This is a genomic window from Kribbella sp. NPDC104740 (genome assembly GCF_055583505.1).
In genome coordinates this window covers 157,877-179,349 of record NZ_JBVJNV010000001.1, presented here as the reverse complement: position 1 = coordinate 179,349, position 21,473 = coordinate 157,877, and the positions used below count along the sequence as shown (strand labels likewise).

Sequence of the window (21,473 nt, the reverse complement as noted above, 5' to 3'; positions counted from 1 at the left end):
GGCGGCAGACAAGGTGCACGCCTGGTAACCAGAATGACGTGCCAGCGACGGCGCCCTCGCGAGAGGGCGCCGTTCGCGCGTCCGCTGCCGAAAACCCTTACTGGCTTGGGATGTTGAGCGGTGAACGTTCCGCGGCCAGCGCGATCACCTCGCACTCGCGCAGCAGCCAGCTCTGGACGCCGGTCACTCCGCGTACGGCGTAGTCGGTCAGACCACCCGGGTACGACGCGCCGAGCTCAAGGTGCCCGACCTCGGGCACCGTGACCGCGACCTGATCGATGCCTCGGGCAACTAACAGGCAGCGCTCGGCGGCCCGGGCGACCAGCCCGTTCGCGGTCGGGAACGGCCGCAGCACCGCCAGCTCGGCGTGCACGACGGCCGCGACGACCAGGCCCGGCGCGGTGGTCGGGGTGGTCAGCGCCTTGGCCAGGCCGCTCAGCCGCTCCCACATCTCGTCGGCGGGCGGCGCCGGCGGCAGGCCGGGGACGTCGTCGGGCAGCGGCTCGCGACTGGTCCGCAGGTGGCCCAACTGGTCTGCCGGGCCGAGCTCGGCCGCCGCCAACTGGTGCAGCCTGGTCCAGACCTGGATCGGCGCGGTGTCGGCCTGCGGAGCCAGCGCCATCAGTTCGCCGGTCATCCGCACCGCACCGGAGGCCAGCGGGTCTCCGTCTCCCCGGCGTACCTCCTCGAGCGTCGACGGACTGCCCGCCAGAACAGCTGAGGCGTGCGCCCCACGCAGCAGCGCCTCGGTCGTCACGTCGGAGCCGACCCGCCGCAGCCCACGGTCCCGGAGCAGCACGTCGACCGCGTCCCGGGCCGCCCGGGCCGCCGACCCGACACCCTCCAGCGCAGCCAGCGGCGCGAACACATCAGCAGTCATGACCTAGACCCTAGGATGGCGTCCCATGGCCAGCAGCACCGACTCCGTTCCCCGGTTCAGCATCGTGGTTCCGTGCCACAACGTGCGGCCGTGGCTGCGGCCGTGCCTGGACTCGGTCCTCGGGCAGTCGTTCACCGACTTCGAGGTGATCGGGGTGGACGGTGCCAGCTCCGACGGCACCGGCCGGATCCTGGCCGAGTACGCCGCCGCCGACCCGCGGGTGCGGGTGGTCACGCTGACCGAGGACATCGGGCTCGGCCCGACCCGGAACGCCGGGATGAAGGAGTGCCGCGGCGACTACGTGCTCTTCCTGGACGCCGACGACCTCTACACGCCGGGCTCGCTGCAGGCGCTGGCCGAGCGGATCGACGCCACCGACCGCCCGGACCTGCTGATCTTCGACTACGAGCGGATCTTCTGGGACGGCCGCGTGGTCCGCAACCAGCGCCACGACGCGTTCGCGCGCGAGGGCGAGGGGGTCTTCACCGCCGCTGAGCGCCCGGTCTTCCTGACCTTCCTCGAGCTGGTCTGGAACAAGGCCTACCGCCGCGACTTCCTCACCCTGCACGGCCTGGCCTTCACCGCCGGGTACTACGAGGACGCGCCCTGGACGTACTCGACGATGCTGGTCGCCGAGCGGATCGCCACCCTGGACCGGGTCGTCGTGCACTACCGCCAGCACCGCACCGGCGGCAACATCCACGGCACCCGGACCCGCCGCCAGTTCGACATCTTCGACCAGTACGACCGGGTGCACGCGTTCATCACCTCCGACCCGGAGCTGGCCGGCTGGCGCAAGTTCGCGTTCGACCGCTCGCTGGACCACATCCTGGCCGTGCTGGCCAAGCCCGAGCGCCTCGACCCGGAGGACCGGGCCGAGTTCTTCCACACCGCGCACGCCTTCGCCAAGCGCTGGAAGCCCGAGGGGTACGCCGCCGACCGGACCAGCCGCGGGTTCAAGCGCTGGATGCTGATCCACGACGACTACGCGACGTACTCGACGCTCAAGGTGACCGGCAAGATGCTGCACGTGCCGAGCCCGCGCAAGGCGGTCGGCAAGCTCCTGCACCGCGGCGACCCGGACCCGAACCTGGCCCTGTACGGCGCCTACTGGTTCAAGCAGTTCGCCTGCAGCCCACGGGCGATCTACGAGAAGGCCGCCGAGCTGGTCCCCCAGCTGCGCGGGGTCTGGGTGATCGACGCCGACCACGTCCAGGCGATCCCGGAGGGGGTCGAGTACGTGGTGGCCGGCTCCCCGGCGTACGAGAAGCTGGTGCACCGGGCGAAGTACTTCGTCAGCAACATGAACCTGCCGAAGGAGCTGGACAAGCGCGACGGGCAGGTCCACGTGCAGACCCAGCACGGGACGCCGCTGAAGACGATGGGCACCGACCTGCGGCACTACCCGCGGGCGGCCCAGGACCTCGACCTGGACGAGCTGATGCGCCAGGTCGACCGCTGGGACTTCAACATCTCCTCGAACCGGTACTCCTCGGAGATCTGGGAGCGCACCTACCCGGCGCACTTCGAGGAGCTGGAGACCGGCTTCCCGCGCAACGACCGGCTGCTCACCGCCACCCTCGACGAGGTCCGGGCGATCCGGGCCGGGTTCGGTTTCGACGACTCCAACCTGGTCGTCCTGTACGCCCCGACCTGGCGCGACGCCAAGGACGCGGTCCGTACGCCGTCCGGCCTGATCGACCTCGGCGGCGACGGCATCCACGTCGACCTCGACCGGCTGGCTGCGGCCGCCGGGGAGAACGGGCGGGTGCTGGTCCGGACCCACTACTCGCTGGCCAAGGGCGCGCCCGCGACGCACTCCGACCGGGTCGTCGACGTGTCCGAGCACCCGCGGGTCGAGGACCTGATGCTCGCGGCCGACGTCCTGATCTCGGACTACTCGTCGATCAGCTTCGACTACGCGAACCTGGACCGGCCGATCGTGCTGCTGGTCGACGATCTCGACTTCTACGACAACACCCGCGGGACCTACTTCGACATCACCGAGTTCCCGCCGGGGCTGGTCGCGCGGTCGGCCGACGAGCTGTTCTCGGCGCTGCAGACCGGGCGGTTCGCGGCGGCCGAGGCGGCCAAGCACCGGCAGCTGTTCCGGGAGCGGTTCTGCGAGTACGACGACGGGCTGGCCGCGGAGCGCGTGGTGCGGCGCGTGTTCCTCGGGGAGACCGAGCTGCCGGCGATCGTGCCGCTGGGCGAACGTAAACCCGCTCCCTCGGCGTACCGGGCGTAGGGCATACTGGGCGACATGTCGACGAGCCCGGTGACCGCGCGCGGTCGCTTCGGCCTGCGACGACGACGCACTGTCTGAACACCTCAGTCCTGTTCCGGTGCCTCGTTTCTCCAGGGATGTCTCATGTCCGCTGTTGTTTCTGTTCTGTCCGCGCGGCTGTCTGCCGCGGCCTTCGCCGCGCTCGGGGTGAGTGTCGATCCCGAGCTGCGGGCCGCGACGAAGCCTGAGTTCGGGCATTTTCAGACGAGTCTGGCGTTGCGGTTGGCCAAGCAGCTGCAGAGTTCTCCGAGAGAGATCGCCGAGCAACTGATCGCACAGGTGGACGTGAGCGACCTGGGCCGACTTGAGATTGCCGGACCGGGGTTCGTCAACATCACGTTGTTGCCGGAGACGCTGGCGGTAGGAGTCAATGGCCTGAAGAGGAGCGAGCCGGGCAGCGGCAAGCGGGTCGTGGTCGACTACTCGCAGCCCAACGTCGCCAAGCAGATGCACGTCGGGCACCTCCGCTCGACGGTGATCGGCGACGCCCTCTGCAACGTCCTCACCTACGCCGGGTACGACGTCGTCCGGCAGAACCACGTCGGCGACTGGGGCACCCAGTTCGGGATGATGGTCGAGCAGCTCCTCGACGAGCAGGCCCCGGTCGAGGAGCTCGACCTGGACGAGATGCAGCTGCTCTACCAGCGGTCGCGGAGACACTTCGACAGCGACCCGGCCTTCGCCGACCTGGCTCGGCGGCGGGTCGTGCTGCTGCAGTCCGGCGATCCCGAGACCAGGGGTATCTGGCAGCAGCTCGTGGACATCTCGCTGACCGAGTTCGACCGGGTCTACACGCTGCTCGGCTCGCCGCTGACGCACGACGACGTGGTCGGCGAGAGCGCGTACAACGACGCGCTGCCGGGAGTGGTCGCGGACCTGCAGCAGGCCGGGCTGGTCACCGAGTCCGACGGCGCCCAGTGCGCGTTCCTCGACGGGTTCACCGGGCGCGACGGGTCGCCGTTGCCGGTGATCGTGCGGAAGTCCGACGGCGGTTTCGGCTACAGCGCGACCGACCTGGCCGCCGTACGGCACCGGGTCCGGGACCTGCACGCCGACCGGATCGTGTACGTCGTGGACCACCGGCAGTCGCTGCACTTCCAGCAGATCTTCGCGCTCGCCCGGGCCGCCCACTGGTTGCCTGACACAACAACGGCCGAGCACGTCGCGTTCGGGACCGTGCTCGGGCCGGACGGCAAGCCGTTCAAGACCCGGGACGGCGGCACGGTCTACCTGGTCTCCCTGCTCGACGCCGCCGTCGCCAAGGCCGCCGCGTTGCTCGCCGACCGCGACGGCATCGACCGGGACGCCGTGGCCCGGGCGGTCGGCATCGGCGCGGTGAAGTACGCCGACCTGTCCAGCGACCGGACCAACGACTACGTCTTCGACCTGGACCGGATGGTCGCGATGACCGGCAACACCGGCCCGTACCTGCAGTACGCGCACGCCCGGCTCACCCGGCTGCTCGCCAAAGCCGACCACGCTGGAGGCCAGGTGACCACGCTGCAGGAGCCGGCGGAGCAGCGGCTGGCCCTGCTGCTCACCGGGTTCGACGACGCCGTCCAGCAGGTCGCCGAGACCCTGCAGCCGCACCGGCTCTGCACCTACCTGTACGACGTGGCGACCGCCCTGTCGGCGTTCTACGAGTCCTGCCCGGTCCTCACCAGCGAGGGCGAGACCCGCAGCAGCCGGCTGGCGCTGTGCGCCGCGACGCGCGGCGTACTGCACGACGGCCTGACCCTGCTGGGCATGACGGCGCCCGACGCGATGTGAGCGCTCAGAGCTTGCGCAGGGTCTGCAGCGCCTCGATCGAGTGCGCGACCAGCTCCTGGTCGGTGATCCGGCGCTCGCCCTCGGGCAGCCCGGACCACTCGATCGCCAGGTCCTCGACGTACGCGAACCAGGCGTGCACCCGCATCCGCTCCTGCGCGGCCGGCTCGCGGTCGGCCTCGGGGACGTCGAGCAGCGCCAGCACCCGCTCGGCCATCGTGTCGCGGGTCTGCGCGTACACCTCGACGGCGTAGTCGTCACCGCCGGCCGCACCGCGGACGAACGAGATGTAGGCGCGCCGGCGGCGGGTGATGAACGCGACGAAGGCCAGCAGCATCTCGCGCAGCTGCTCGTCGCGCGGGCGGGAGGCGTCCGGCTTGGTCAGCCGCAGCAGCCGGCGGCCGGCCGCCGAGATCACGGCCAGGTAGTAGTCGTGCTTGCTCGGGAAGTACTGGAAGAGCAGGCTGCGGGAGATCCCGGCCTCGCTCACGATCGCGTCGATCGACAGCTCGTGGATCGGCTGCTCGCGCAGCATCATCAGGCCGATCCGGACCAGTTGCTTCTTGCGGTCCTCCGCCGACATTCCGTGATCCATTCGTCGAGCATTGCTCAAGAGCTATAGGGGGGTCAAGGCAGCCACCACCGGGTTGACCGGTAATTAAGGTGCTGCGGCACCGGCACCGGCTCTACCGTCGGGACATGGGTAGCGACGAGGGGTGGCCGGCCGGGCTCGAGGTCCGGCCGATCGAGAAGGACGACGCGGCCGCGTGGGCCGAACTGCTGGCGGCCAGGGAGAAGGTCGACGCCGAGGGGGAGAACTACGACGCCGACGACCTGCTCGAGGAGCTGGCCGACCCGAGCCTGGACGCGGCGCGCGACTCGATCGGTGTCTGGTCCGGCGAGCAGATGGTCGGGTACGGCGTCGTCCGGGCGCCCGACGAGGTGGTCGACGTGCACCGGGTCCGCACCGAGGGGACGGTGCACCCGGAGTGGCGGGGGCGCGGGATCGGCAGCGTGCTGGTCCCCTGGCTGAACCGCCGGGCCGCCGAGCTGCACCAGGAGCGGCAGCCGGGCACCGTGGGCGAGATCAACACCGGCGCGATCGAGACGAACACGAGCGCGCTCGACCTGCTGGCCGGCTTCGGCTTCGAGCGCTGCCGGTACTTCTTCTCGATGGAGCGCGACCTGGCCAAGCCGGTCGACGTGCCGCCGGTGCCGGAGGGGCTGCGGCTGGTCGCCTTCACCCCGGCGTACGACGAGACGCTGCGGGTCGCGCACAACGAGGTGTTCATGGATCACTGGGGGTCCTCGCCGAAGAGCCCGGAGAGCTGGAAGACCTGGTTCACCGGCTCCCGCGCGTTCCGGCCGGCGCTCGCGTACCTGGTCCTGGACGGCGACGAGGTGGTCGCCTATACGCTCGGCTACGAGTACGTCGCCGACACCGAGGCGACCGGGATCCGCGAGGTGTACATCGGCCAGGTCGGCACCAAGCGGTCGCACCGCGGCCGCGGGCTGGCCGCGCTCGCGCTGGCCAAGGTGATGGCCGAGGCGGCGGCCGACGGGTTCCAGCGTGCGTCGCTCGGCGTCGACGCGGAGAACCCGACCGGAGCGCTCGGGCTGTACGAGCGGCTCGGGTACACGACCAAGAACACCTGGATCACCCACCGGCTTCCGCTGGGGTGAACGTCCACCACCCACTAACCTCCCGCCGCGGCCTGTTCGCAGGCCGCCGCAGGCGGGGCGCGCGGGCCGCGGCGCAGGTTAGTGGGTGATGGGCGTCCGTCAGAAGTGCGAGTCGACGGCGACCGGCTCTACCGCGGCCGGTTCGGTCGCGGTGCCGGGCCGCGTGCTGCGGCGGCGGTTCCACGGGCGGACGCCGAGGACGATCACCAGCAGCGTCAGCGCGGCGTACACGGCGGAGCCGATGAACGCGGCGTGCACGCCGTCGGTGAGGATCTCGCGGGCCGCGTCGGCCGGGTTCGTCGTCGACGGGGTCGCGTTGCGGCTCGCCGTACCGAAGACGGTGACCAGGATGCCGAGGCCCAGCGCGCCGCCGACCTGCTGCAGCACGTTGAGCAGGCCCGAGGCGGCGCCCGCGTCCTCCGCCGGTACGCCGGACAGCGCGCGCCCGGTCAGCGGGATGAAGATCAGCCCGGCGCCGGCGCCGAACAGGATCAGCGGCCCGACCACACCGCCCAGGTAGCTGCTGTCGATCGTGATCCGGGTCAGCCAGAGCATGCCGGCCGTCACCGAGACCGCACCGGCGATCATCATCAGCCCGTTGTCGATCCGGCCGGTCAGCCGCGGCACGATCCGCGACGACGCGAACAGCAGCCCGGTCATCGGCAGGAACGCGAGCCCGGCGGCCAGCGGGCTGAACTTCAGCACCCCCTGCAGGTACTGGGTGAGGAAGAAGAACATCCCGAACATCGTGCCGACCACCAGCAGCATCGTCAGGTACGACGCCACCCGGTCCGCGTTCCGGAACATCCGCAGCGGCACGATCGGGTGGCTGACCCGGCGCTCGACGAGCACGAAGACGACCAGCAGCGCCACCCCGGCCGCGAACGACGCGAGCACCTCGGGCGAGCTCCAGCCCTTCTCGGCGACCCGGATGAACCCGAAGACCAGCGCGGTGATGCCGACCGTCGAGGTGAGCGCGCCGGCCACGTCGAAGCGGCCCGGCTCGCGCGGCGTCTCGGTCAGGACGCGGCGGGCCGCGATCACCAGCGCGATGCCGATCGGGATGTTGATGAACAGGCCCCAGCGCCACGACACCCAGTCGGTCAGCATGCCGCCGACGACCAGGCCGATGCTGGCGCCGCCGGAGGAGACCAGGCTGTAGAGGCCGAGCGCCTTCATCCGCTCCGGCCCCTCCTTGAAGGTGAGCATCAGCAGGGTGAGCGCGGCCGGCGCGGCGATCGCGCCGCCGATGCCCTGCAGGACCCGGGCGGCGAGCAGCAGCTCGGCGGTCGGGGCCAGCCCGCCGAGGGCGGAGGCGAGCGTGAAGACGCTGACGCCGGTGATGAAGACCCGGCGGCGGCCGAGCAGGTCGCCGGCCCGGGCGCCGAGCAGCAGCAGGCCGCCGAAGGCCAGCGCGTACGCGTTCTGCACCCAGGACAGGTTGGCCGGGCTGAAGTCGAGGGCGGTCTGGATCTTGGGCATCGCGATGTTCACCACGGTGCCGTCGAGGATCACCATCAGCTGGGTGATCACGATCACCGCCAGGACGACACCGGGTCGTCTGGCGGGTGCGGCGGAGGTCGCTGACATGAAGAGCTCTTGCTCCTTACCCCGGAGGGGCTAGAGTTGGTTCCGAAGAAAGTGGAGTGTTCCTCCGGATACGATACGGAGGGCGCCTCCGGTTTTTCAAGGGCTTTTCCACGCCGAGATCCGAGGAGGTCGGATGAGCACGTCCGCGCAGCAGCGCCCCCCGCTGCCCGACCTGCGCCCGACCCGGGCCGACGCCCGGCGCAACTACGACCTGCTGGTCGCGGCCGCCCGCGAGGCGTTCGCCGAGACCGGCACCGACACCTCGCTGGAGGAGATCGCCCGCCGGGCCGGCGTCGGGATCGGGACGCTGTACCGGCGGTTCCCGAACCGGTGCGCCCTGCTCGAGGCGGTCTACGTCGACGAGATCCAGTCGGTCTGCGACCGGGCGTACGGGTTCCACGAGCAGCTCGGGCCGTTCGAGGCGCTGGCCTCCTGGATGCGCAGCTTCGTCGGCTACAACGTGTCCAAGAAGAGCCTGGCCCACGAGCTGACCAGCGCCCTGGGCAAGGACTCGGAGTTCTTCAAGGCCTGCAAGATGAACGTGAAGGACGCCGGCGGCCTGCTGATCGACACCGCCAAGGCGGCCGGCGCGGTCCGCGCCGACCTGGAGCTGATGGACGTGATGCGGCTGATCGGCAGCATCTCGTCACTGCCCGGGATCGAGCCCGAGCAGGCCGAGCGGATGCTCGACATCGTGCTCGCGGGCATCAAGCCCCAGGACTAGAGCGTCTTGAGGTAGTCCGCCAGAGCTTCGCGCCAGTCGCGCATGGTGATGCCGGCCGACTCCAGCGCGGACAGGTCGAGCGCGCTGTTCGTCGGACGCGGCGCGATCGTCTTGCCCTGCGCGTACTCCTCGGAGCTGATCGGCCGCACCTTGCAGGAGCTGCCCTCGAGGATCGCCGCGGCGAAGTCGGCCCAGGAGACCACGTCGCCCGCGCCGGTCGCGTGGTACGTGCCGGACGGCGCGCCGCTGTCCAGCAGCGCGACCAGCGCCGCCGCCAGATCCACCGTGTACGTCGGCCGCCCGTACTGGTCGTCGACGACGGTCAGCTCGTCCCGGTCGGCGCCGAGCCGCAGCATCGTCTTCACGAAGTTCGGCCCGTCCCCGAAGACCCAGCTGGTCCGCACCACGTAGTACGCCGGGCTCAGCCGCGCCGCCAGCTCCCCGGCGGCCTTGGTGATCCCGTAGACCCCCTGCGGGTCGATCCGGTGCTCGGCAGCCAGGAACCCCTCGCCGTCGCCGAACACGTAGTCGGTGCTGACGTGCACCAGCGGAACACCCAGCCGGCGCGCCTCCCAGGCCAGGTTCGCGACGCCGTTGGCGTTCACGTTCCAGGCGGCCAGCGTGCTGTCGGCGTCCTCGGCCTTGTCCACCGCGGTCCAGGCCGCCGCGTTCACGATGGCCGTGATCCCGGACCAGTCGAACGCGTCCAGCGCCTCGCGCGAGGTGATGTCCAGCTCGGCCGACGTCACCGCCGTTGCCTCAGGCAACTGATGTGCCAGCGCCTTTCCGAGCTGCCCACCGGCCCCGGTGATCAGGATCGTCATACGAGATCCCAGTCCACGCGGATCGGCTCGACCGTCTCCAGCATCGGGTGCCCCGCATCCTTCTCGCTGTAGATCAGCTGGTCCTTCGGCAGCGGCCACTGCACATCCAGCTGGGGGTCGAACAGGTTCACCAGCGTGTACTTGGCGTCCGGCGACCAGTGCGCGTTGACCAGGTAGTTGTAGACCGTGTTCGGCTCCAGCGTGCAGAACGAGTTGCCGCAGCCGCGCGGCACGTACAGGCCCTGCCGCGGCGTCAGCTCGAACGTCTCCAGCCGGCCGAAGCCGGGGCCCTCGCGCAGGTCGACGATCGCGGTGAACACCTTCCCGTACGCCGGGGAGATGTACTTGTCCCACGGCTCGGCGTGGATCCCGCGGGTGACACCGACCTCGGCGTTGAAGGAGACGTTGTTCTGCACGACCTCCAGGTGCGGCAGGCCGAGCTTCTCCAGCTTCTCGGCCTGGAAGCTCTCCTTGAACCAGCCGCGGCCGTCGTCGAAGACCTGCAGCTCGACGTGCAGCAGCCCGGGAATGCTGGTCTCGGTCAGGGTCGGTCCGGTCATCATCCTGCCTCGGTGAACTCGTAGACGGCGGCACTGCCGTTGCGGTAGCGCTCCTTGGCGTACGGCTCGAGCGTGTCCGCGTGCGGTCGGGTGAACTCGACGTAGATCCAGCGGACGCCGAGGTCCTTGAGCTGCTGGGCCTTGGCCGCGTCCGGCTGGGCGACGAAGCTGTCGTTCAGCTGCAGGATCTCAGGCTTCCAGTAGTCGACGGTGATCGAGTCGCGGCCCTCGGGGCCGCGCTTGTTCGCCTCGACGGTCGGCGTCCAGGCCTCGACCAGCATCTGCCGCTCGGAGAACGCGCCGACCACGAACCGCCGGCTGTCGCACTTCTTCGGCTCGATCGGCGTCGTGCAGTGCCGGTTGGTCATCACGATGTCGTTGACGTCGGAGTGGTCGCGGATGAACCGGGCCGCGGCGATCTGCTCGGTGCCGACCGCCAGGTACGCCGTCGACTTCACCGGCCGCAGCGGCAGCACCGGGGTGGCCTCGATCTGGATCCGGGTCACCATCGTGACGCCGCCGGCCAGGATCGCGACCGTGATCGCGGCGAAGAACGCCGTGAACCGCATCCGCGGGGTGAGGAACCAGGCGACCGCGCCGGCCGCGACCAGCACGGCCAGGGCGACCAGGATCATCTTGGTCATGTGGATCAGGCCGCCGTGGTTGGGCTGGATCAGCCCGATCGTCCAGATCGGCAGCAGGATGAAGAACGGGCCGAAGGCCAGGCCGATCAGCACCGCGCGCCACCAGCGGCTCTGCAGCTCGCGGACCATGGTGACCAGGCCGACCGCGGAGCCGATCGCGAGCAGCGGGCCCGCCGTACGGGCGAAGTAGTACTGGCTGGCGCCCGGGTGGCTGAAGACCGCGACCGCCGCGGCGCCGGCGAAGCCGCCGCCCAGCAGCAGCCAGGTCGCCGGGTCGCGGCGGCCCTCGGCGGTCTTGAGCCGCCAGAGCAGGCCGGTACCACGCCCGAGGATCGCCAGTACGGCGACCAGCGACGAGAACGCCATCGAGGTGGTGGTGATGGCGCCGACCCGCGTGATCGCCGGGGTGGACATCGCCGCGTCGTGGAACTGGACGTGCAGCCCGGAATCCGAACCCTGGAACACCACGACCAGCGCGACGATCAGTGCGCCCGCGGTCAGTACGCCGTCCAGGAACAAGCCCTTCAGCCGCGAACGGTCGAACAGGATCATCACCACGAAGGCGAGCCCGACACCGGCCACGACCAGCGGCATCGTCGAACCCTTGGTGCCCGACGCGGTCAGCGCCAGCAGCGGAATCAGCAGCAGGCCGACCCGGCCCATCTGGTTGCGCCAGCGGAAGACCAGCAGGATCACGATCGCGATCAGCAGCGGGACGGACGGCGCGAGGCTCGGCGACAGCGGAGCCATCGGGTAGCCCAGCGTGGTCAGGCCGAAGACGTTCAGCTCGGAGCCCGCGATGCACAGCAGGGCGGCGACCGGACCGGTCCACGCGACGCCGGTGATCCGGACCGCGGCGATCGCGACGACCAGCACGATGGCCAGCGGCATCAGCGCCGGCATGAAGCGGAACAGCACCTCGTCCAGGCCGATGCCGGAGACTGTCGCCACCTGGGCGATCCAGGCGTGGCTGAACCAGTGGTACGCCATCGGGGCGTTCTCGACCCAGGGGAAGCTGATCGGGCCGCGGTGCTGCAGCTGCCCGGACATCGCCAGATGCAGGTACGCGTCGATGTACGGCGCGCGGAAGCCGCTGGCCCACTCGAGCGGCTCACGGTTGTAGTACTGCCGCAGGTCCTGCAGGCCGAACAGCGAGGTCGCTGCCACCGCAGGCATCCACCACAGCGGCAGGCTGCTCGTCCGCACCCTCCGGATCCGGGCCCGGCTGCGCGGAACCGCCAGCAGTACGACGGCCAGCAGCAGCGGCAGCGTCGCCGACAGCCACGGCCACTGCAGCAGACCGGCCACGATCTGCGCCCCGATCGCCAGCATGAAGCCGACGGCCAGGCCCATCATCACGTCCTCGATCCACCAGCCCCGGTTGGGCCGGACGCACCGCCACACCAGGACTCCCGGCAGCAACTGCGTCACCACGAGTCCCAGCAGACCCAGAACCGCTGCGCCGGCAGGTAGATCGGCCCGGACGGCGGTGGTCAGGAAGAACGCGACCGCCAGCAGCAGCACCAGCGCACTGACCGCGGTGGAGGGCCACCGGCCGAACCGCGACTCGGTCTTCTTCTCCGGAGGTGTCGTCGCGGCAGGGGACGACAACTCGGCGGTCTGTGACATCAAAGCTCCTGACAAACGGGAATCACGCACAGTGCACGGGCCGGGGCGCGGCGGCCGGGTCGGGCAGCAGCATAGCCCCGTCGCCAGGGCAGCCAGACGCCGTCGGGGGGCATCCAACCCTCCGCGCTGGTAGGGTGACCCGCTGATGCGCGCACGGCGCACGCTTCCGAGGAGAGTTATCTTGTCCGACGATCCCCTCGCCCAAACCCCGCAGAGCGGCGAGCCGGACGGCACGTACGTGTCGAACTACTTCGAAACCCGTCTGGCGCACAACGCGAACCGGACCAAGATCTGGCAGCACCTGTGCAAGTACCTGCAGAAGTGGGTCAGCACGGACGCCGAGGTCCTCGAGCTCGGAGCGGGCTGGTGCGACTTCTCGAACAACGTGCAGGCCAAGCGCGTCGTCGCGATGGACCTCGACAGCACGGTGGACCGCGCCGCCGCCGCGCACGTCGAGCCGGTGATCGGTGACTGCACCGACCTGGGCAAGTTCGAGGACGGGACGTTCGACGTCGTGTTCGCCTCGAACCTGCTGGAGCACCTGGACCGGGACTCCTCGAACCGGCTGCTCGGTGAGGCCAAGCGGGTGCTGCGGCCCGGTGGCCGGCTGATCCTGATGCAGCCGAACTTCCGGCTCAACCCGGGCCGGTACTTCGACGACTTCACCCACGTCGCGATCTTCACCGACCAGTCGCTGCAGGACTACCTGGTCGCCGAGGGCTGGAAGATCGACGCGGTCAAGGCGAAGTTCATGCCTTTGACGCTGAAGTCCAAAGGCGGCAACCTGACCTTCGTGGTGCCGTGGTACCTGCGCTCGCCGATCAAGCCGCTGGCCGGGCAGATGCTCGTCGTCGCGTCCCGCTGACCCGAATCCGGAAAATCCGATAGGTGCAGAAACGTGTTCAACGGTAAAACACTGTCCGTGGTCCTTCCGACCTACAACGAGAAGGACAGCATCGCCGACGTCATCCGCCGCTTCGACAAGCTCGGCGTGGTCGACGACATCCTGGTGATCAACAACAACGCGGCCGAGGGCACCTCCGAGGAGGTCGCCTCGACCAACGCGCGGGAGATCATCGAGACCACCCAGGGTTACGGGGCGGCGATCCGGCGCGGGCTGCGCGAGGTCGACACCGACCTGGTCTGCGTCTGCGAGCCGGACGGCACGTTCAACCCCGAGGACCTGCTGAAGCTGCTGTCGTTCTCGGCCGAGTGCGACGTCGTGGTCGGCTCCCGGACCGTCTCGAACTTCATCTGGGACGGCGCCAACATGGGCTGGTTCCTGCAGTTCGGCAACTGGGCGGTGGCCAAGATGCTCGAGGTGCTGTTCAACACCGCCTCGATGAGCGACGTCGGCTGCACCTTCCGGGTGATCACCCGCGAGCACGTCCAGACCATCTCGGACCGGGCCACGCTGAACGGTTCGGCCTTCGGCCTGGAGATGCTGCTGACCTCGGTCGTCACCCGGGCCCGGATGGTCCAGATCCCGGTGAACTACCACCCGCGGGTCGGCGTCTCCTCGGTCACCGGCGACTTCGGCAAGACCGTCTCGCTCGGCCTGGAGATGATCCGGCTGATCCTGAAGACCCGGCTGAAGACGCTGGGCCGGCGTCCGCGCCGCAGCCCGGCCGCCGCGAGCGCGACCGTCTGACCCGCAGTACTCCGCACCCCGTGGCTTCTCCGGAAGCTACGGGGTGTTCTGCGTGTCCGCCGCATCCAGCAGGCGCTGGGCGAGGACCTGCAGCGCCTTGCGGAGCTCGGGCGCCTCGACGACCTGGAACGGGACGCGGACGAACGCCAGCCGTTCGGCGTACCAGTCGGGATCGTCGGTGCTGCCGATCAGGCGGGAACGATTCGGGCCGAGCTCCTCGAGCCGGCCGAGGCTGCCGGGGATGCAGCGGGCGATCTGCTCGGCGCCGCCCTCGAAGACGACCTCGACCGGGTGCCGCCAGCCCGCCGAGAGGTGGTCCTGGACGGCCTGGGCCGGGTCGAGGTCGTCGGGCGGGGTGAAGGTGTCGGGCAGCGGCTCGGCGGAGACGATCCGGTCGATCCGGAGCACCCGCTGGGCGTCCTTGGTGTGCGACCAGCCCAGCAGGTACCAGCGGCCGTGCCGGACGCTGACCGCCCACGGGTCGATGTCCATGCCGAACGGCTCCGGGTCGCACTCGCCACGGCGGTAGCCGAGCCGGAGCCGGTGGTGATCGGTACACCCCCGGACGACGGCCGCCGTGATCTCCGGGTCCGGCATCGCGAGCCGCGTCGACGGCGGGATCATCGCGCGGATCGCGTCCGCCGGGCCGGCCACGTCGGTCGGCAGCACCCGGATGATCTTGGCCAGCGCGCTCCCGGCCGGCACGGTCACGTCGGACACGCTGTGGTGCCCGCCGAGCGCGGCCATCATCAGCCCGAGCGCCTCGGCGGTCGAGAACATCAGCGGCGGCACCCGGAAGCCGCGGCCGATCCGGTAGCCGCCGTACCGGCCGGAGGTGGACTCGATCGGGATGCCGGCCTCGCGCAGGATCCCGACGTACCGGCGGGCCGCCCGATCGGTGACCCCGAGCCGGCGGCCGAGCCGCTCGCCGGTGATCCCCGGGCTGTTCTGGATCAGCTCCAGCGCCAGCAGCGCCTTGGCTGTCGGGCTCGCTTCCTCGTCCATCCCGACCCCCCTCCGCGAGCCCAGGTTAACGCGTGACCGGCCGGCGGGTGTCGAGCTGCGCCAGGTCGGCAGCGGTCAGGCCTGCGTGCCAGCCGGCGCCGTTGGTGATCCGCGTCCGGCGGGTGACGGTCTCGGGGAACAGCTTGGTGAACAGCGCGTCCACCTGCTGCTCACGGCGGCTCAGGACCGGGAGCAGCCGGTCCTGGTCGGCCTCCGGTACGGCGGACCGCGCGGCGTCGGCGGTGGCCTGCAGGCGCTCGCCGATCCGCTGCGCGTAGGCCATCAGGAAGGACTGCCGGAACGAGCGGGTCCGGGACTCGCCGCGATGCCCGAAGTGTTTGCCCGCGGCAAGCATCGCGCGGTTGGCCTGGACCAGCAGCGAGGTGGCCAGCAGCTCGGTCAGCTGCAGGTCGAGCTCGGCGCCGACGATCGTCACCACGGCGAGCTGGTCCATCGTCACGGTCCGGCAGCCGTTGGCGTCGGCAACGACCCCGACGAGCTGCGCTTTCGCTGTCACGTAAGGGGTTTCGACCCAGATCCGGCGGGCGCCGGAGTCGTCGGGCAGGTCGAGATCAGGGCCGGCGTCGAGCAGCGCGTGGTCGAGGGAGAACTTCGCCATCAGCTCCTGCGCCTTGCCCGACAGCGCCTCCGCCTCGTCCGGGAACTCGGTCGCCTCGGCCTTCGCCAGCAGCGCGCGGACGCGGGCGAGCATCTTCCGGTCGGTCCCGGAGGTCTGCGGACGCGCCGCTGCCTTGGGCTGGGTCGTGCCCGGCAGCGGGAACAGCCGCGCCAGCGCGGGCAGCCGGTACAGGAAGTTCGCGATCCGCAGCGCGAGATCGAGCGTCAGGTACCGCCCGATCCGCTGCTCGGCCGCCCACGCGGTCAGGTCGAGCTCGGGGAACGGGTGCGTGAGGCCGAAGTCGGCGAGCTGCTCCGACCAGCGCGAGTCCAGCGTCTTCGGCTTGTACGCCCGGTGCTCGGCGCCGATCACCGCGATCAGCAGCGGCTCGACCGCCGGCTCCAGCTGCCGCCGAGCGTGCTGTACGACGTCCGCCGGGGCCCAGCCGCGCTCCCACGTCGTACGGGTGAGGTCGACGAGGTAGCTGCGGACGACCCGGTCGACCAGCTGCTGGTCCTGCTCGTCGTACCGGCCGAGCTCCGCCAGCTGCGCCTCGGGATCTTCAGAGACCGTCGCCACCTGCAGAACCCGCAGCACCTCCGCTTCACTCACACCCTCCAGTCTCTCAGGTCCCCGAAGGCGGTCCTGCCGCCAGCCGGTCCCGGACCTCCTGCATCCGCTCGGCCGAGTTGTGCGGCATCTCCCACCGCGTCTCCAGCCACCAGGTCGCACCGGCCTCCGCCCAGGGCCGTACCACGCCGGCTGCCGTGCCGGGCTCGGTCTCCCCCTCCGCCACCACGTCGAGCGCCTCGGGAGCGCCACGCTCGCTCAGCCACTTCCGCATCTCGGCCAGCTCACCCGGCGTCCCCTCCCCGGCGTACTGCGGGAGAACGCCGTCGCACCGCAGCACCCGCCGCATCGACTTCGGCCGCGGCCAGACCCCGACCACCCAGATCGGGATCCGCTCCTGGACCGGCTTGCAGGCGTCGTACAAGTCGTCCCGGTCGGCCTCGTAGGTGTAGTGCTCGCCCTGGAAGTGCCGGCCGCCGTCCCAGAGCATCCGGACCAGGTCGATCCCCTCGTCCATCATCGCCGCCCGGGTCCGCAGGTCGGTCTCCTCACCGGTCGACGGCAGGTCGGTCTCGATCGCGCCGACGCCGACCGCCAGGATCGCTCGCCCGCCGGACAGCTGGTCGAGCGTGGCCACCTGGCTGGCGACCTTCCACGGCCGCCGCCACGGGAGCGGGGTGAGCATCGTGCCGAGCTTGATCCGGGAGGTGCGGGCGGCGATCGCGCTGAGCAGCGACCAGGCGTCCACGCCGTACGCGGCTTCCCAGACGAAGACGCCGTCCCAGCCGGACTCCTCGGCGAGGACGGCCTGCGCGAGCTGCTCGGGGGCGGTGCCGCCGGGGAGGATCATGCCGTGTCTCATGCGTCGTTCCTATCGTGAATCAGGCGCTGCCTGAAGGGGTCGAAGCCTCGTGGAGGGCGGCCGGTGCGACGTAGAGTAACGGCACTCGAATCGGGGAGGTGCGTGATGACACAGACTGCTGAGCGGGGAATCGGGGATCTGCGGGCTGCCGTGGGTGGAGTGGTGCTCACGCCGGGTGACGACGGGTACGACGACGCGCGGCGGGTGTGGAACGCGGGGATCGACCGGCGGCCGGGGGTGGTCGTGCGGTGCGCGAGCGTCGACGACGTCCGGGCGGCGGTGGCGTTCGCGGTGCGGAACGGGCTGGAGGTGTCGGTGCGTGGGGGCGCCCACAACGTCGCGGGCGGGGCGGTGGTCGACGACGGGGTGATGATCGATCTCAGCCTGCTCAACCAGGTCTCGGTCGACGCCGAGGCGAAGCGGGCGAAGGCCGGCGGCGGGGCGCTGCTCGCGGACCTGGACGCCGCGACACAGGCGCACGGGCTCGCCGTACCGGCCGGGATGGTCAGTCACACCGGCGTCGGCGGGCTCACGCTCGGCGGCGGGATGGGCTGGCTGTCGCGGATCGGCGGGCTGACCATCGACAACCTCGTCTCGGTGCAGCTCGTAACGGCCGACGGCCGGGTGCTGCGCGCGGCCGCGGACGAGAACGCCGACCTGTTCTGGGCGGTCCGCGGTGGCGGCGGCAACTTCGGGGTGGTCACCGAGTTCGAGTTCGCGCTGCACGCCGTCGGGCCGATGATCCAGTACGGGCTGCTCTTCTGGGACGTTGCCCAGGGCACCGAAGTCCTGCGGATCGCCCGCTCGGTGATTCCGGAGCTGTCCCGCGAGTTCAACGTGGTGATCGCCGGGCTGAGCGCGCCGCCGCTGCCGTTCGTGCCCGCGGAGCACCACTTCCGGACCGGCTACGCGCTGGTCGTCACCGGCTTCGGCTCGCCGGAGTCGCACGCCGAGGTGCTCGGCCGGCTGCGGACCGCGCTGCCGCCGCTGTTCGAGTTCGCGACACCGATGCCGTACGTCGCGCTGCAGCAGACGCTCGACGAGCCGAACGCGTGGGGCCACCACGTGTACGAGAAGACGGCGTACCTGGACGACCTGACCGACGGCGCCATCGGCGTACTGGTGGAGCATCTCGGCCGCAAGCAGTCGCCGCTCTCGGTCAACCTGTTCTACCGGCTCGACGAGGCCTACTCCGAGGTCCCCGACGACGCCACGGCGTTCGCCGGCGGCCGCTCACCGCGGTACGCGACGTTCGTGATCGGCGCCGCTCTGGCCCCCGACCAACTCGCGGCCGAGCGGGACTGGGCCCGGGCGTTCTGGTCGGCGCTGCAGCCGCACGCGATCGCCGGCGAGGGCTACGTCAACGCGCTCGGCGCCGAAGGGCTGGACACCAGCACGCTGTACGGCGCCAAGTACGACCGGCTGGCGGGCATCAAGGCGTCGTACGACCCGACGAACCTCTTCCACCGCAACACCAACATCAAGCCGGCCTGACCGAAGGCGCCAGGCTGGGCGCCCGACCGGTCGCGGGAGCGAGGGCCACTGACACGACCAGCGGCCCGAGCTCCAGCGTCCGCCACTGCCCCGCGAAGTCCGCCGGTACGTCGAGCCCGTGCTGCGGCCACCAGGCCAGCATCGGTACGTCGGCGAGCTTGCACAGGCACTCCGAGCGCGTCCAGCGCTCCCAGAACCGCTCGGTCCCGAACCGCTTCGCCAGCGGCGCGGGGATCGCCTGGTCGGCGTACTCGGCGTCGACGACGACCGACCAGCCGTCCGGCGGTACGCCGTACCAGCCGACGCAGCGGAAGTCGGGCAGGTGCGAGCGGGTCAGCGCGTCCCGCATCTCGTCGGCCGAGCCCACCCGGAGGTGGGACTCGGCCCGAGCGAGCAGGTCAGATACCGGCGGCACCGTCGATGACGATCGCCTGGCCGTTGATGTTGGTGTTCTCCAGCAGCAGCATCCGGACCACCGGGACGACCTCGTCCGGCTCGGTCAGGTGACCGGTCGGGGTGCGGCGGACGATCTGGTCGAGCTGGGTCTGGCCGAGCACCGCGGACATGTCCGAGGCGAAGAAGCCCGGGGCGACCGAGTTCACCAGCACGCGGCCGCCGAGCTCACGGGCCATCGACCGGGTGGCCGAGTCCATCCCGCCCTTGGTGGCCGAGTAGGCGACCAGGCCGGGGAACCCGCGCTGCCCGCAGATCGAGGTGATGTTGACGACCCGGCCCTTGAGCCCCTTGGCCATCATCCGGCGCAGCACATACCGGGTCAGCACCAGCGGGGCGGTCAGGTTGGTCTGGATGATCTGCGCGATCTGGTCCGCCGAGGTGTGCACGTGCAGCGAGTCCTGGCCGATCGCGGCGTTGTTGACCAGACCGTCGATCGGGCCGAGCTTGTCCTCGACCTCCTTGACGAAGGCCTGGGTGGCCTTCTCGTCGTTCAGGTCGACCGCACCGGCGTGCACCTGCTCGGGGTACTTCTCGGCCAGGGCGGCGATCTCCGGCGTCACCGAGCGGGCGAACGCCGCGACCTTCACACCCGCGTCGATCAGCCCGGTGACGATGGCCAGGCCGAGGCCGCGGGAGCCGCCGGACACCAGCACGACGGTCGACGGCGGAACCAGAGTGACATCAGACATCGCTTTTCAGGGTCTCCTTCTGGGGAATCTCGGCCAGGAAGCGGATCCGGCGCGGTACGCCGTAGTCCGGCAGTCGGTTGGTCGACCACTGGACCAGGTCGGCGTCGGTGACCGGGCCGAGGTCGGGGTTCAGCACCACCTCGGCGGCGACCATCCGGCCGACCAGCGGGGCCTTGCGGGCGAACACGCGGGCCCAGGCGACGGCCGGGTGGGCCATCAGCACGTTGCGGACCAGGCCCGCGGACACCTTCGAGCCGCCGACGTTGATCTCGTCGGTGTCGAGCCGGCCGGTGATCAGCACCCGGTCGTCGACGAACTCGACGCGGTCACCGGTCCGGTGCTCGCCCTCGAGCCCGGCACCGTGGTGCGGGGAGGCGATCACCAGTTCGTCGCCGTCCACCGACAGCTTCGGGCGCTCGGACTCCGGGTCGGGGTCGCGGTCCAGCCAGGCCTTCGGGAAACCGGCCTTGCCGTCGTGCACGACGATCGAGGCACCGACCTCGGAGGATGCGTAGATCCAGGAGATCCGGGCCTGCGGGAACAGCTCGGCCAGCTGGTCCAGGATCGCCTGGTCCACCGGCTCGCCGCCGAGCGTGATCTGCTCCAGCGGGACCTTGGCCAGCGCCTCGGAGTCACGGAAGATCGTCTGCCGCCAGAAGGTCGGCGTACCGGAGGCGGCGGTGACGCCGTGCTCGGCCGCGATGTGCGGCCAGGTCTCCAGCTCGGACGGCTCGATGACGACCAGGCCCTGGTCGGCCTGGGTCAGGGAGATCGTGATGACCTGCCACCAGGCGTAGGTGCCCGGGGAGTACGGGACCAGCCAGGTGCGCGGCTGCTGCTTGCCGCGGACGGTGGTCAGCGACTCCAGCGTGTGGCCGATCCGCTTCGGGCGGCCGGTCGAGCCGGAGGTCAGCAGCCAGACCCGGCCGGACTCCTCGACCCGCTTCAGCTTCGCCGCGGTGACCGAGTGCTCGTCGCCGTTCGCGATCACCACCGCGAACCCGGACTCGCCGAGCTCCTCGCGCATCGCCAGGTCGACCCGCGACGACGTCGCCACCAGCAGCTCGGTGCCGTGCACGGCGTGGTGCCGGACGGCGGCCAGCGCGTCGGCGCCGTTGTCCACCAGGACGGCGGCCGGCGACGGCAGCTGCGGGAGCTTGTGCAGGGTCCGCCAGGTCAGCTTCTTCCCGCCGACGACGACGGTGTTGTCGTCGCCGATCAGGGCGGTGCTGCGACGCCGGCCGGTCACGCCGACTGGAGCTGCTCGATGAAGTCCAGGACGTCGCCGACCTTGGCGATCTGCCGCAGTCCGGGAGCATCGAAGTTCAGCTCGTCACCGATCTCGTCCTCGACCCGCAGGGCCAGCTCGGAGAAGTCCAGGGAGCGGAAGCCGATCTCCCGCAGGTCGGCGCTGTCGTCGCTGGGCAGTTCCTTGCCCTGCGCCTTCATCACCTCGCCCATCAGGTCCCGGATCTGGGCGCGCGTCAACTCACTCATGGACCAAGACTCTAGCGGCTGGGTGCAGGCGTGGACGATTCG

At 70.6% G+C, this 21,473-nt stretch carries 20 protein-coding genes; 7 read left to right on the top strand and 13 right to left on the bottom strand.

The features are described from left to right. Positions 1-97: 97 nt before the first annotated feature. Positions 98-880, bottom strand: coding sequence for a Fic family protein (locus ACZ6Z4_RS00855; protein ID WP_465556752.1), 783 nt, complete (start codon positions 878-880; stop codon positions 98-100). A 25-nt stretch (positions 881-905) separates the two neighbouring features. Here ACZ6Z4_RS00855 and ACZ6Z4_RS00850 point away from each other — a divergent pair, with 25 nt between their 5' ends. Together ACZ6Z4_RS00850 and argS are read left to right on the top strand one after the other, a co-directional pair. Continuing rightward, positions 906-3,128: a bifunctional glycosyltransferase/CDP-glycerol:glycerophosphate glycerophosphotransferase gene (locus ACZ6Z4_RS00850; RefSeq protein WP_465556750.1), complete on the top strand. Its 2,223-nt coding sequence runs from the start codon at positions 906-908 to the stop codon at positions 3,126-3,128. 123 nt (positions 3,129-3,251) lie between these two features. Beyond that, positions 3,252-4,937: an arginine--tRNA ligase gene (gene argS / locus ACZ6Z4_RS00845; protein ID WP_465556748.1), complete on the top strand. Its 1,686-nt coding sequence runs from the start codon at positions 3,252-3,254 to the stop codon at positions 4,935-4,937. 4 nt (positions 4,938-4,941) lie between these two features. Here the strand turns inward: argS and ACZ6Z4_RS00840 are convergent, their stop codons facing one another. After that, positions 4,942-5,529, bottom strand: coding sequence for a TetR/AcrR family transcriptional regulator (locus ACZ6Z4_RS00840; RefSeq protein ID WP_465556745.1), 588 nt, complete (start codon positions 5,527-5,529; stop codon positions 4,942-4,944). A 104-nt stretch (positions 5,530-5,633) separates the two neighbouring features. Between ACZ6Z4_RS00840 and ACZ6Z4_RS00835 the strand changes: the two genes are divergently transcribed. Beyond that, complete coding sequence (locus tag ACZ6Z4_RS00835; protein ID WP_465556743.1) at positions 5,634-6,617, top strand: GNAT family N-acetyltransferase; 984 nt, start codon at positions 5,634-5,636, stop codon at positions 6,615-6,617. A 99-nt stretch (positions 6,618-6,716) separates the two neighbouring features. On the opposite strand, the gene ACZ6Z4_RS00830 is transcribed toward ACZ6Z4_RS00835, so the two are convergent. Continuing rightward, positions 6,717-8,207, bottom strand: coding sequence for an MFS transporter (locus ACZ6Z4_RS00830; protein WP_465556741.1), 1,491 nt, complete (start codon positions 8,205-8,207; stop codon positions 6,717-6,719). 133 nt (positions 8,208-8,340) lie between these two features. Between ACZ6Z4_RS00830 and ACZ6Z4_RS00825 the strand changes: the two genes are divergently transcribed. Continuing rightward, positions 8,341-8,931, top strand: a complete 591-nt coding sequence (locus ACZ6Z4_RS00825; protein ID WP_465556739.1) for a TetR/AcrR family transcriptional regulator — start codon at positions 8,341-8,343, stop codon at positions 8,929-8,931. Here ACZ6Z4_RS00825 and rfbD read toward each other — a convergent pair. Genes rfbD through ACZ6Z4_RS00810 form a run of 3 tightly spaced genes read right to left on the bottom strand, consistent with a single transcriptional unit; the run spans position 8,928 to position 12,588 of the window. After that, positions 8,928-9,755: a dTDP-4-dehydrorhamnose reductase gene (rfbD, locus tag ACZ6Z4_RS00820; protein ID WP_465556737.1), complete on the bottom strand. Its 828-nt coding sequence runs from the start codon at positions 9,753-9,755 to the stop codon at positions 8,928-8,930. The genes ACZ6Z4_RS00825 and rfbD overlap by 4 nt on opposite strands. Continuing rightward, positions 9,752-10,315: a dTDP-4-dehydrorhamnose 3,5-epimerase family protein gene (locus ACZ6Z4_RS00815; RefSeq protein WP_363675864.1), complete on the bottom strand. Its 564-nt coding sequence runs from the start codon at positions 10,313-10,315 to the stop codon at positions 9,752-9,754. Before ACZ6Z4_RS00815 ends, rfbD begins: the two co-directional genes overlap by 4 nt. Further along, entirely contained in the window at positions 10,315-12,588 is a 2,274-nt protein-coding gene (locus tag ACZ6Z4_RS00810) for a hypothetical protein (protein WP_465556735.1), read from the bottom strand. Before ACZ6Z4_RS00810 ends, ACZ6Z4_RS00815 begins: the two co-directional genes overlap by 1 nt. Before the next feature lie 181 nt (positions 12,589-12,769). Between ACZ6Z4_RS00810 and ACZ6Z4_RS00805 the strand changes: the two genes are divergently transcribed. Beyond that, positions 12,770-13,453 (top strand): class I SAM-dependent methyltransferase, encoded by a 684-nt coding sequence (locus ACZ6Z4_RS00805; RefSeq protein ID WP_465556733.1) that lies wholly within the window; start codon positions 12,770-12,772, stop codon positions 13,451-13,453. A 57-nt stretch (positions 13,454-13,510) separates the two neighbouring features. Then, positions 13,511-14,239 carry a glycosyltransferase family 2 protein gene (locus tag ACZ6Z4_RS00800; protein ID WP_465556731.1) on the top strand — a complete coding sequence of 243 codons (729 nt, stop codon included), beginning with the start codon at positions 13,511-13,513 and terminating at the stop codon, positions 14,237-14,239. A 36-nt stretch (positions 14,240-14,275) separates the two neighbouring features. On the opposite strand, the gene ACZ6Z4_RS00795 is transcribed toward ACZ6Z4_RS00800, so the two are convergent. From ACZ6Z4_RS00795 to ACZ6Z4_RS00785, 3 genes are read right to left on the bottom strand one after another with little or no spacing between them, the layout of a single operon-like run. Further along, positions 14,276-15,244, bottom strand: coding sequence for a helix-turn-helix transcriptional regulator (locus ACZ6Z4_RS00795; RefSeq protein ID WP_465556729.1), 969 nt, complete (start codon positions 15,242-15,244; stop codon positions 14,276-14,278). 25 nt (positions 15,245-15,269) lie between these two features. Further along, entirely contained in the window at positions 15,270-16,475 is a 1,206-nt protein-coding gene (locus ACZ6Z4_RS00790) for a DUF2786 domain-containing protein (protein ID WP_465556727.1), read from the bottom strand. A 13-nt stretch (positions 16,476-16,488) separates the two neighbouring features. Then, on the bottom strand, positions 16,489-17,295 hold the full coding sequence (locus tag ACZ6Z4_RS00785) for an LLM class flavin-dependent oxidoreductase (RefSeq protein WP_465556725.1): 807 nt from the start codon (positions 17,293-17,295) through the stop codon (positions 16,489-16,491). Between the two features lie 105 nt (positions 17,296-17,400). Between ACZ6Z4_RS00785 and ACZ6Z4_RS00780 the strand changes: the two genes are divergently transcribed. Next, positions 17,401-18,789: an FAD-binding oxidoreductase gene (locus ACZ6Z4_RS00780; protein WP_465556723.1), complete on the top strand. Its 1,389-nt coding sequence runs from the start codon at positions 17,401-17,403 to the stop codon at positions 18,787-18,789. Here the strand turns inward: ACZ6Z4_RS00780 and ACZ6Z4_RS00775 are convergent. From ACZ6Z4_RS00775 to ACZ6Z4_RS00760, 4 genes are read right to left on the bottom strand one after another with little or no spacing between them, the layout of a single operon-like run. After that, complete coding sequence (locus ACZ6Z4_RS00775; protein ID WP_465556721.1) at positions 18,776-19,204, bottom strand: hypothetical protein; 429 nt, start codon at positions 19,202-19,204, stop codon at positions 18,776-18,778. The two genes, ACZ6Z4_RS00780 and ACZ6Z4_RS00775, sit on opposite strands and share 14 nt — an antisense overlap. Beyond that, positions 19,188-19,934 carry an SDR family NAD(P)-dependent oxidoreductase gene (locus ACZ6Z4_RS00770; protein WP_465556719.1) on the bottom strand — a complete coding sequence of 249 codons (747 nt, stop codon included), beginning with the start codon at positions 19,932-19,934 and terminating at the stop codon, positions 19,188-19,190. Before ACZ6Z4_RS00770 ends, ACZ6Z4_RS00775 begins: the two co-directional genes overlap by 17 nt. After that, entirely contained in the window at positions 19,927-21,183 is a 1,257-nt protein-coding gene (locus tag ACZ6Z4_RS00765; protein ID WP_465556717.1) for an AMP-binding protein, read from the bottom strand. Before ACZ6Z4_RS00765 ends, ACZ6Z4_RS00770 begins: the two co-directional genes overlap by 8 nt. Beyond that, a complete protein-coding gene (locus tag ACZ6Z4_RS00760; protein WP_012918196.1) occupies positions 21,180-21,431 on the bottom strand; it encodes an acyl carrier protein in 252 nt (83 codons plus the stop codon). Before ACZ6Z4_RS00760 ends, ACZ6Z4_RS00765 begins: the two co-directional genes overlap by 4 nt. Positions 21,432-21,473 lie beyond the last annotated feature (42 nt).

Excerpts from the sequence above, each read along its gene's own strand:
- ACZ6Z4_RS00830 (WP_465556741.1), bottom strand. The coding sequence starts at position 8,207 with ATGTCAGCGACCTCCGCCGCACCCGCCAGACGACCCGGTGTCGTCCTG.
- ACZ6Z4_RS00770 (WP_465556719.1), bottom strand. The coding sequence starts at position 19,934 with ATGTCTGATGTCACTCTGGTTCCGCCGTCGACCGTCGTGCTGGTGTCC.
- ACZ6Z4_RS00850 (WP_465556750.1), top strand. The coding sequence starts at position 906 with ATGGCCAGCAGCACCGACTCCGTTCCCCGGTTCAGCATCGTGGTTCCG.
- ACZ6Z4_RS00855 (WP_465556752.1), bottom strand. The coding sequence starts at position 880 with ATGACTGCTGATGTGTTCGCGCCGCTGGCTGCGCTGGAGGGTGTCGGG.
- ACZ6Z4_RS00810 (WP_465556735.1), bottom strand. The coding sequence starts at position 12,588 with ATGTCACAGACCGCCGAGTTGTCGTCCCCTGCCGCGACGACACCTCCG.
- argS (WP_465556748.1), top strand. The coding sequence starts at position 3,252 with ATGTCCGCTGTTGTTTCTGTTCTGTCCGCGCGGCTGTCTGCCGCGGCC.
- ACZ6Z4_RS00840 (WP_465556745.1), bottom strand. The coding sequence starts at position 5,529 with ATGGATCACGGAATGTCGGCGGAGGACCGCAAGAAGCAACTGGTCCGG.
- ACZ6Z4_RS00760 (WP_012918196.1), bottom strand. The coding sequence starts at position 21,431 with ATGAGTGAGTTGACGCGCGCCCAGATCCGGGACCTGATGGGCGAGGTG.
- ACZ6Z4_RS00825 (WP_465556739.1), top strand. The coding sequence starts at position 8,341 with ATGAGCACGTCCGCGCAGCAGCGCCCCCCGCTGCCCGACCTGCGCCCG.
- ACZ6Z4_RS00795 (WP_465556729.1), bottom strand. The coding sequence starts at position 15,244 with ATGGACGAGGAAGCGAGCCCGACAGCCAAGGCGCTGCTGGCGCTGGAG.
- ACZ6Z4_RS00785 (WP_465556725.1), bottom strand. The coding sequence starts at position 17,295 with ATGAGACACGGCATGATCCTCCCCGGCGGCACCGCCCCCGAGCAGCTC.
- ACZ6Z4_RS00815 (WP_363675864.1), bottom strand. The coding sequence starts at position 10,315 with ATGACCGGACCGACCCTGACCGAGACCAGCATTCCCGGGCTGCTGCAC.
- ACZ6Z4_RS00835 (WP_465556743.1), top strand. The coding sequence starts at position 5,634 with ATGGGTAGCGACGAGGGGTGGCCGGCCGGGCTCGAGGTCCGGCCGATC.
- rfbD (WP_465556737.1), bottom strand. The coding sequence starts at position 9,755 with ATGACGATCCTGATCACCGGGGCCGGTGGGCAGCTCGGAAAGGCGCTG.
- ACZ6Z4_RS00780 (WP_465556723.1), top strand. The coding sequence starts at position 17,401 with ATGACACAGACTGCTGAGCGGGGAATCGGGGATCTGCGGGCTGCCGTG.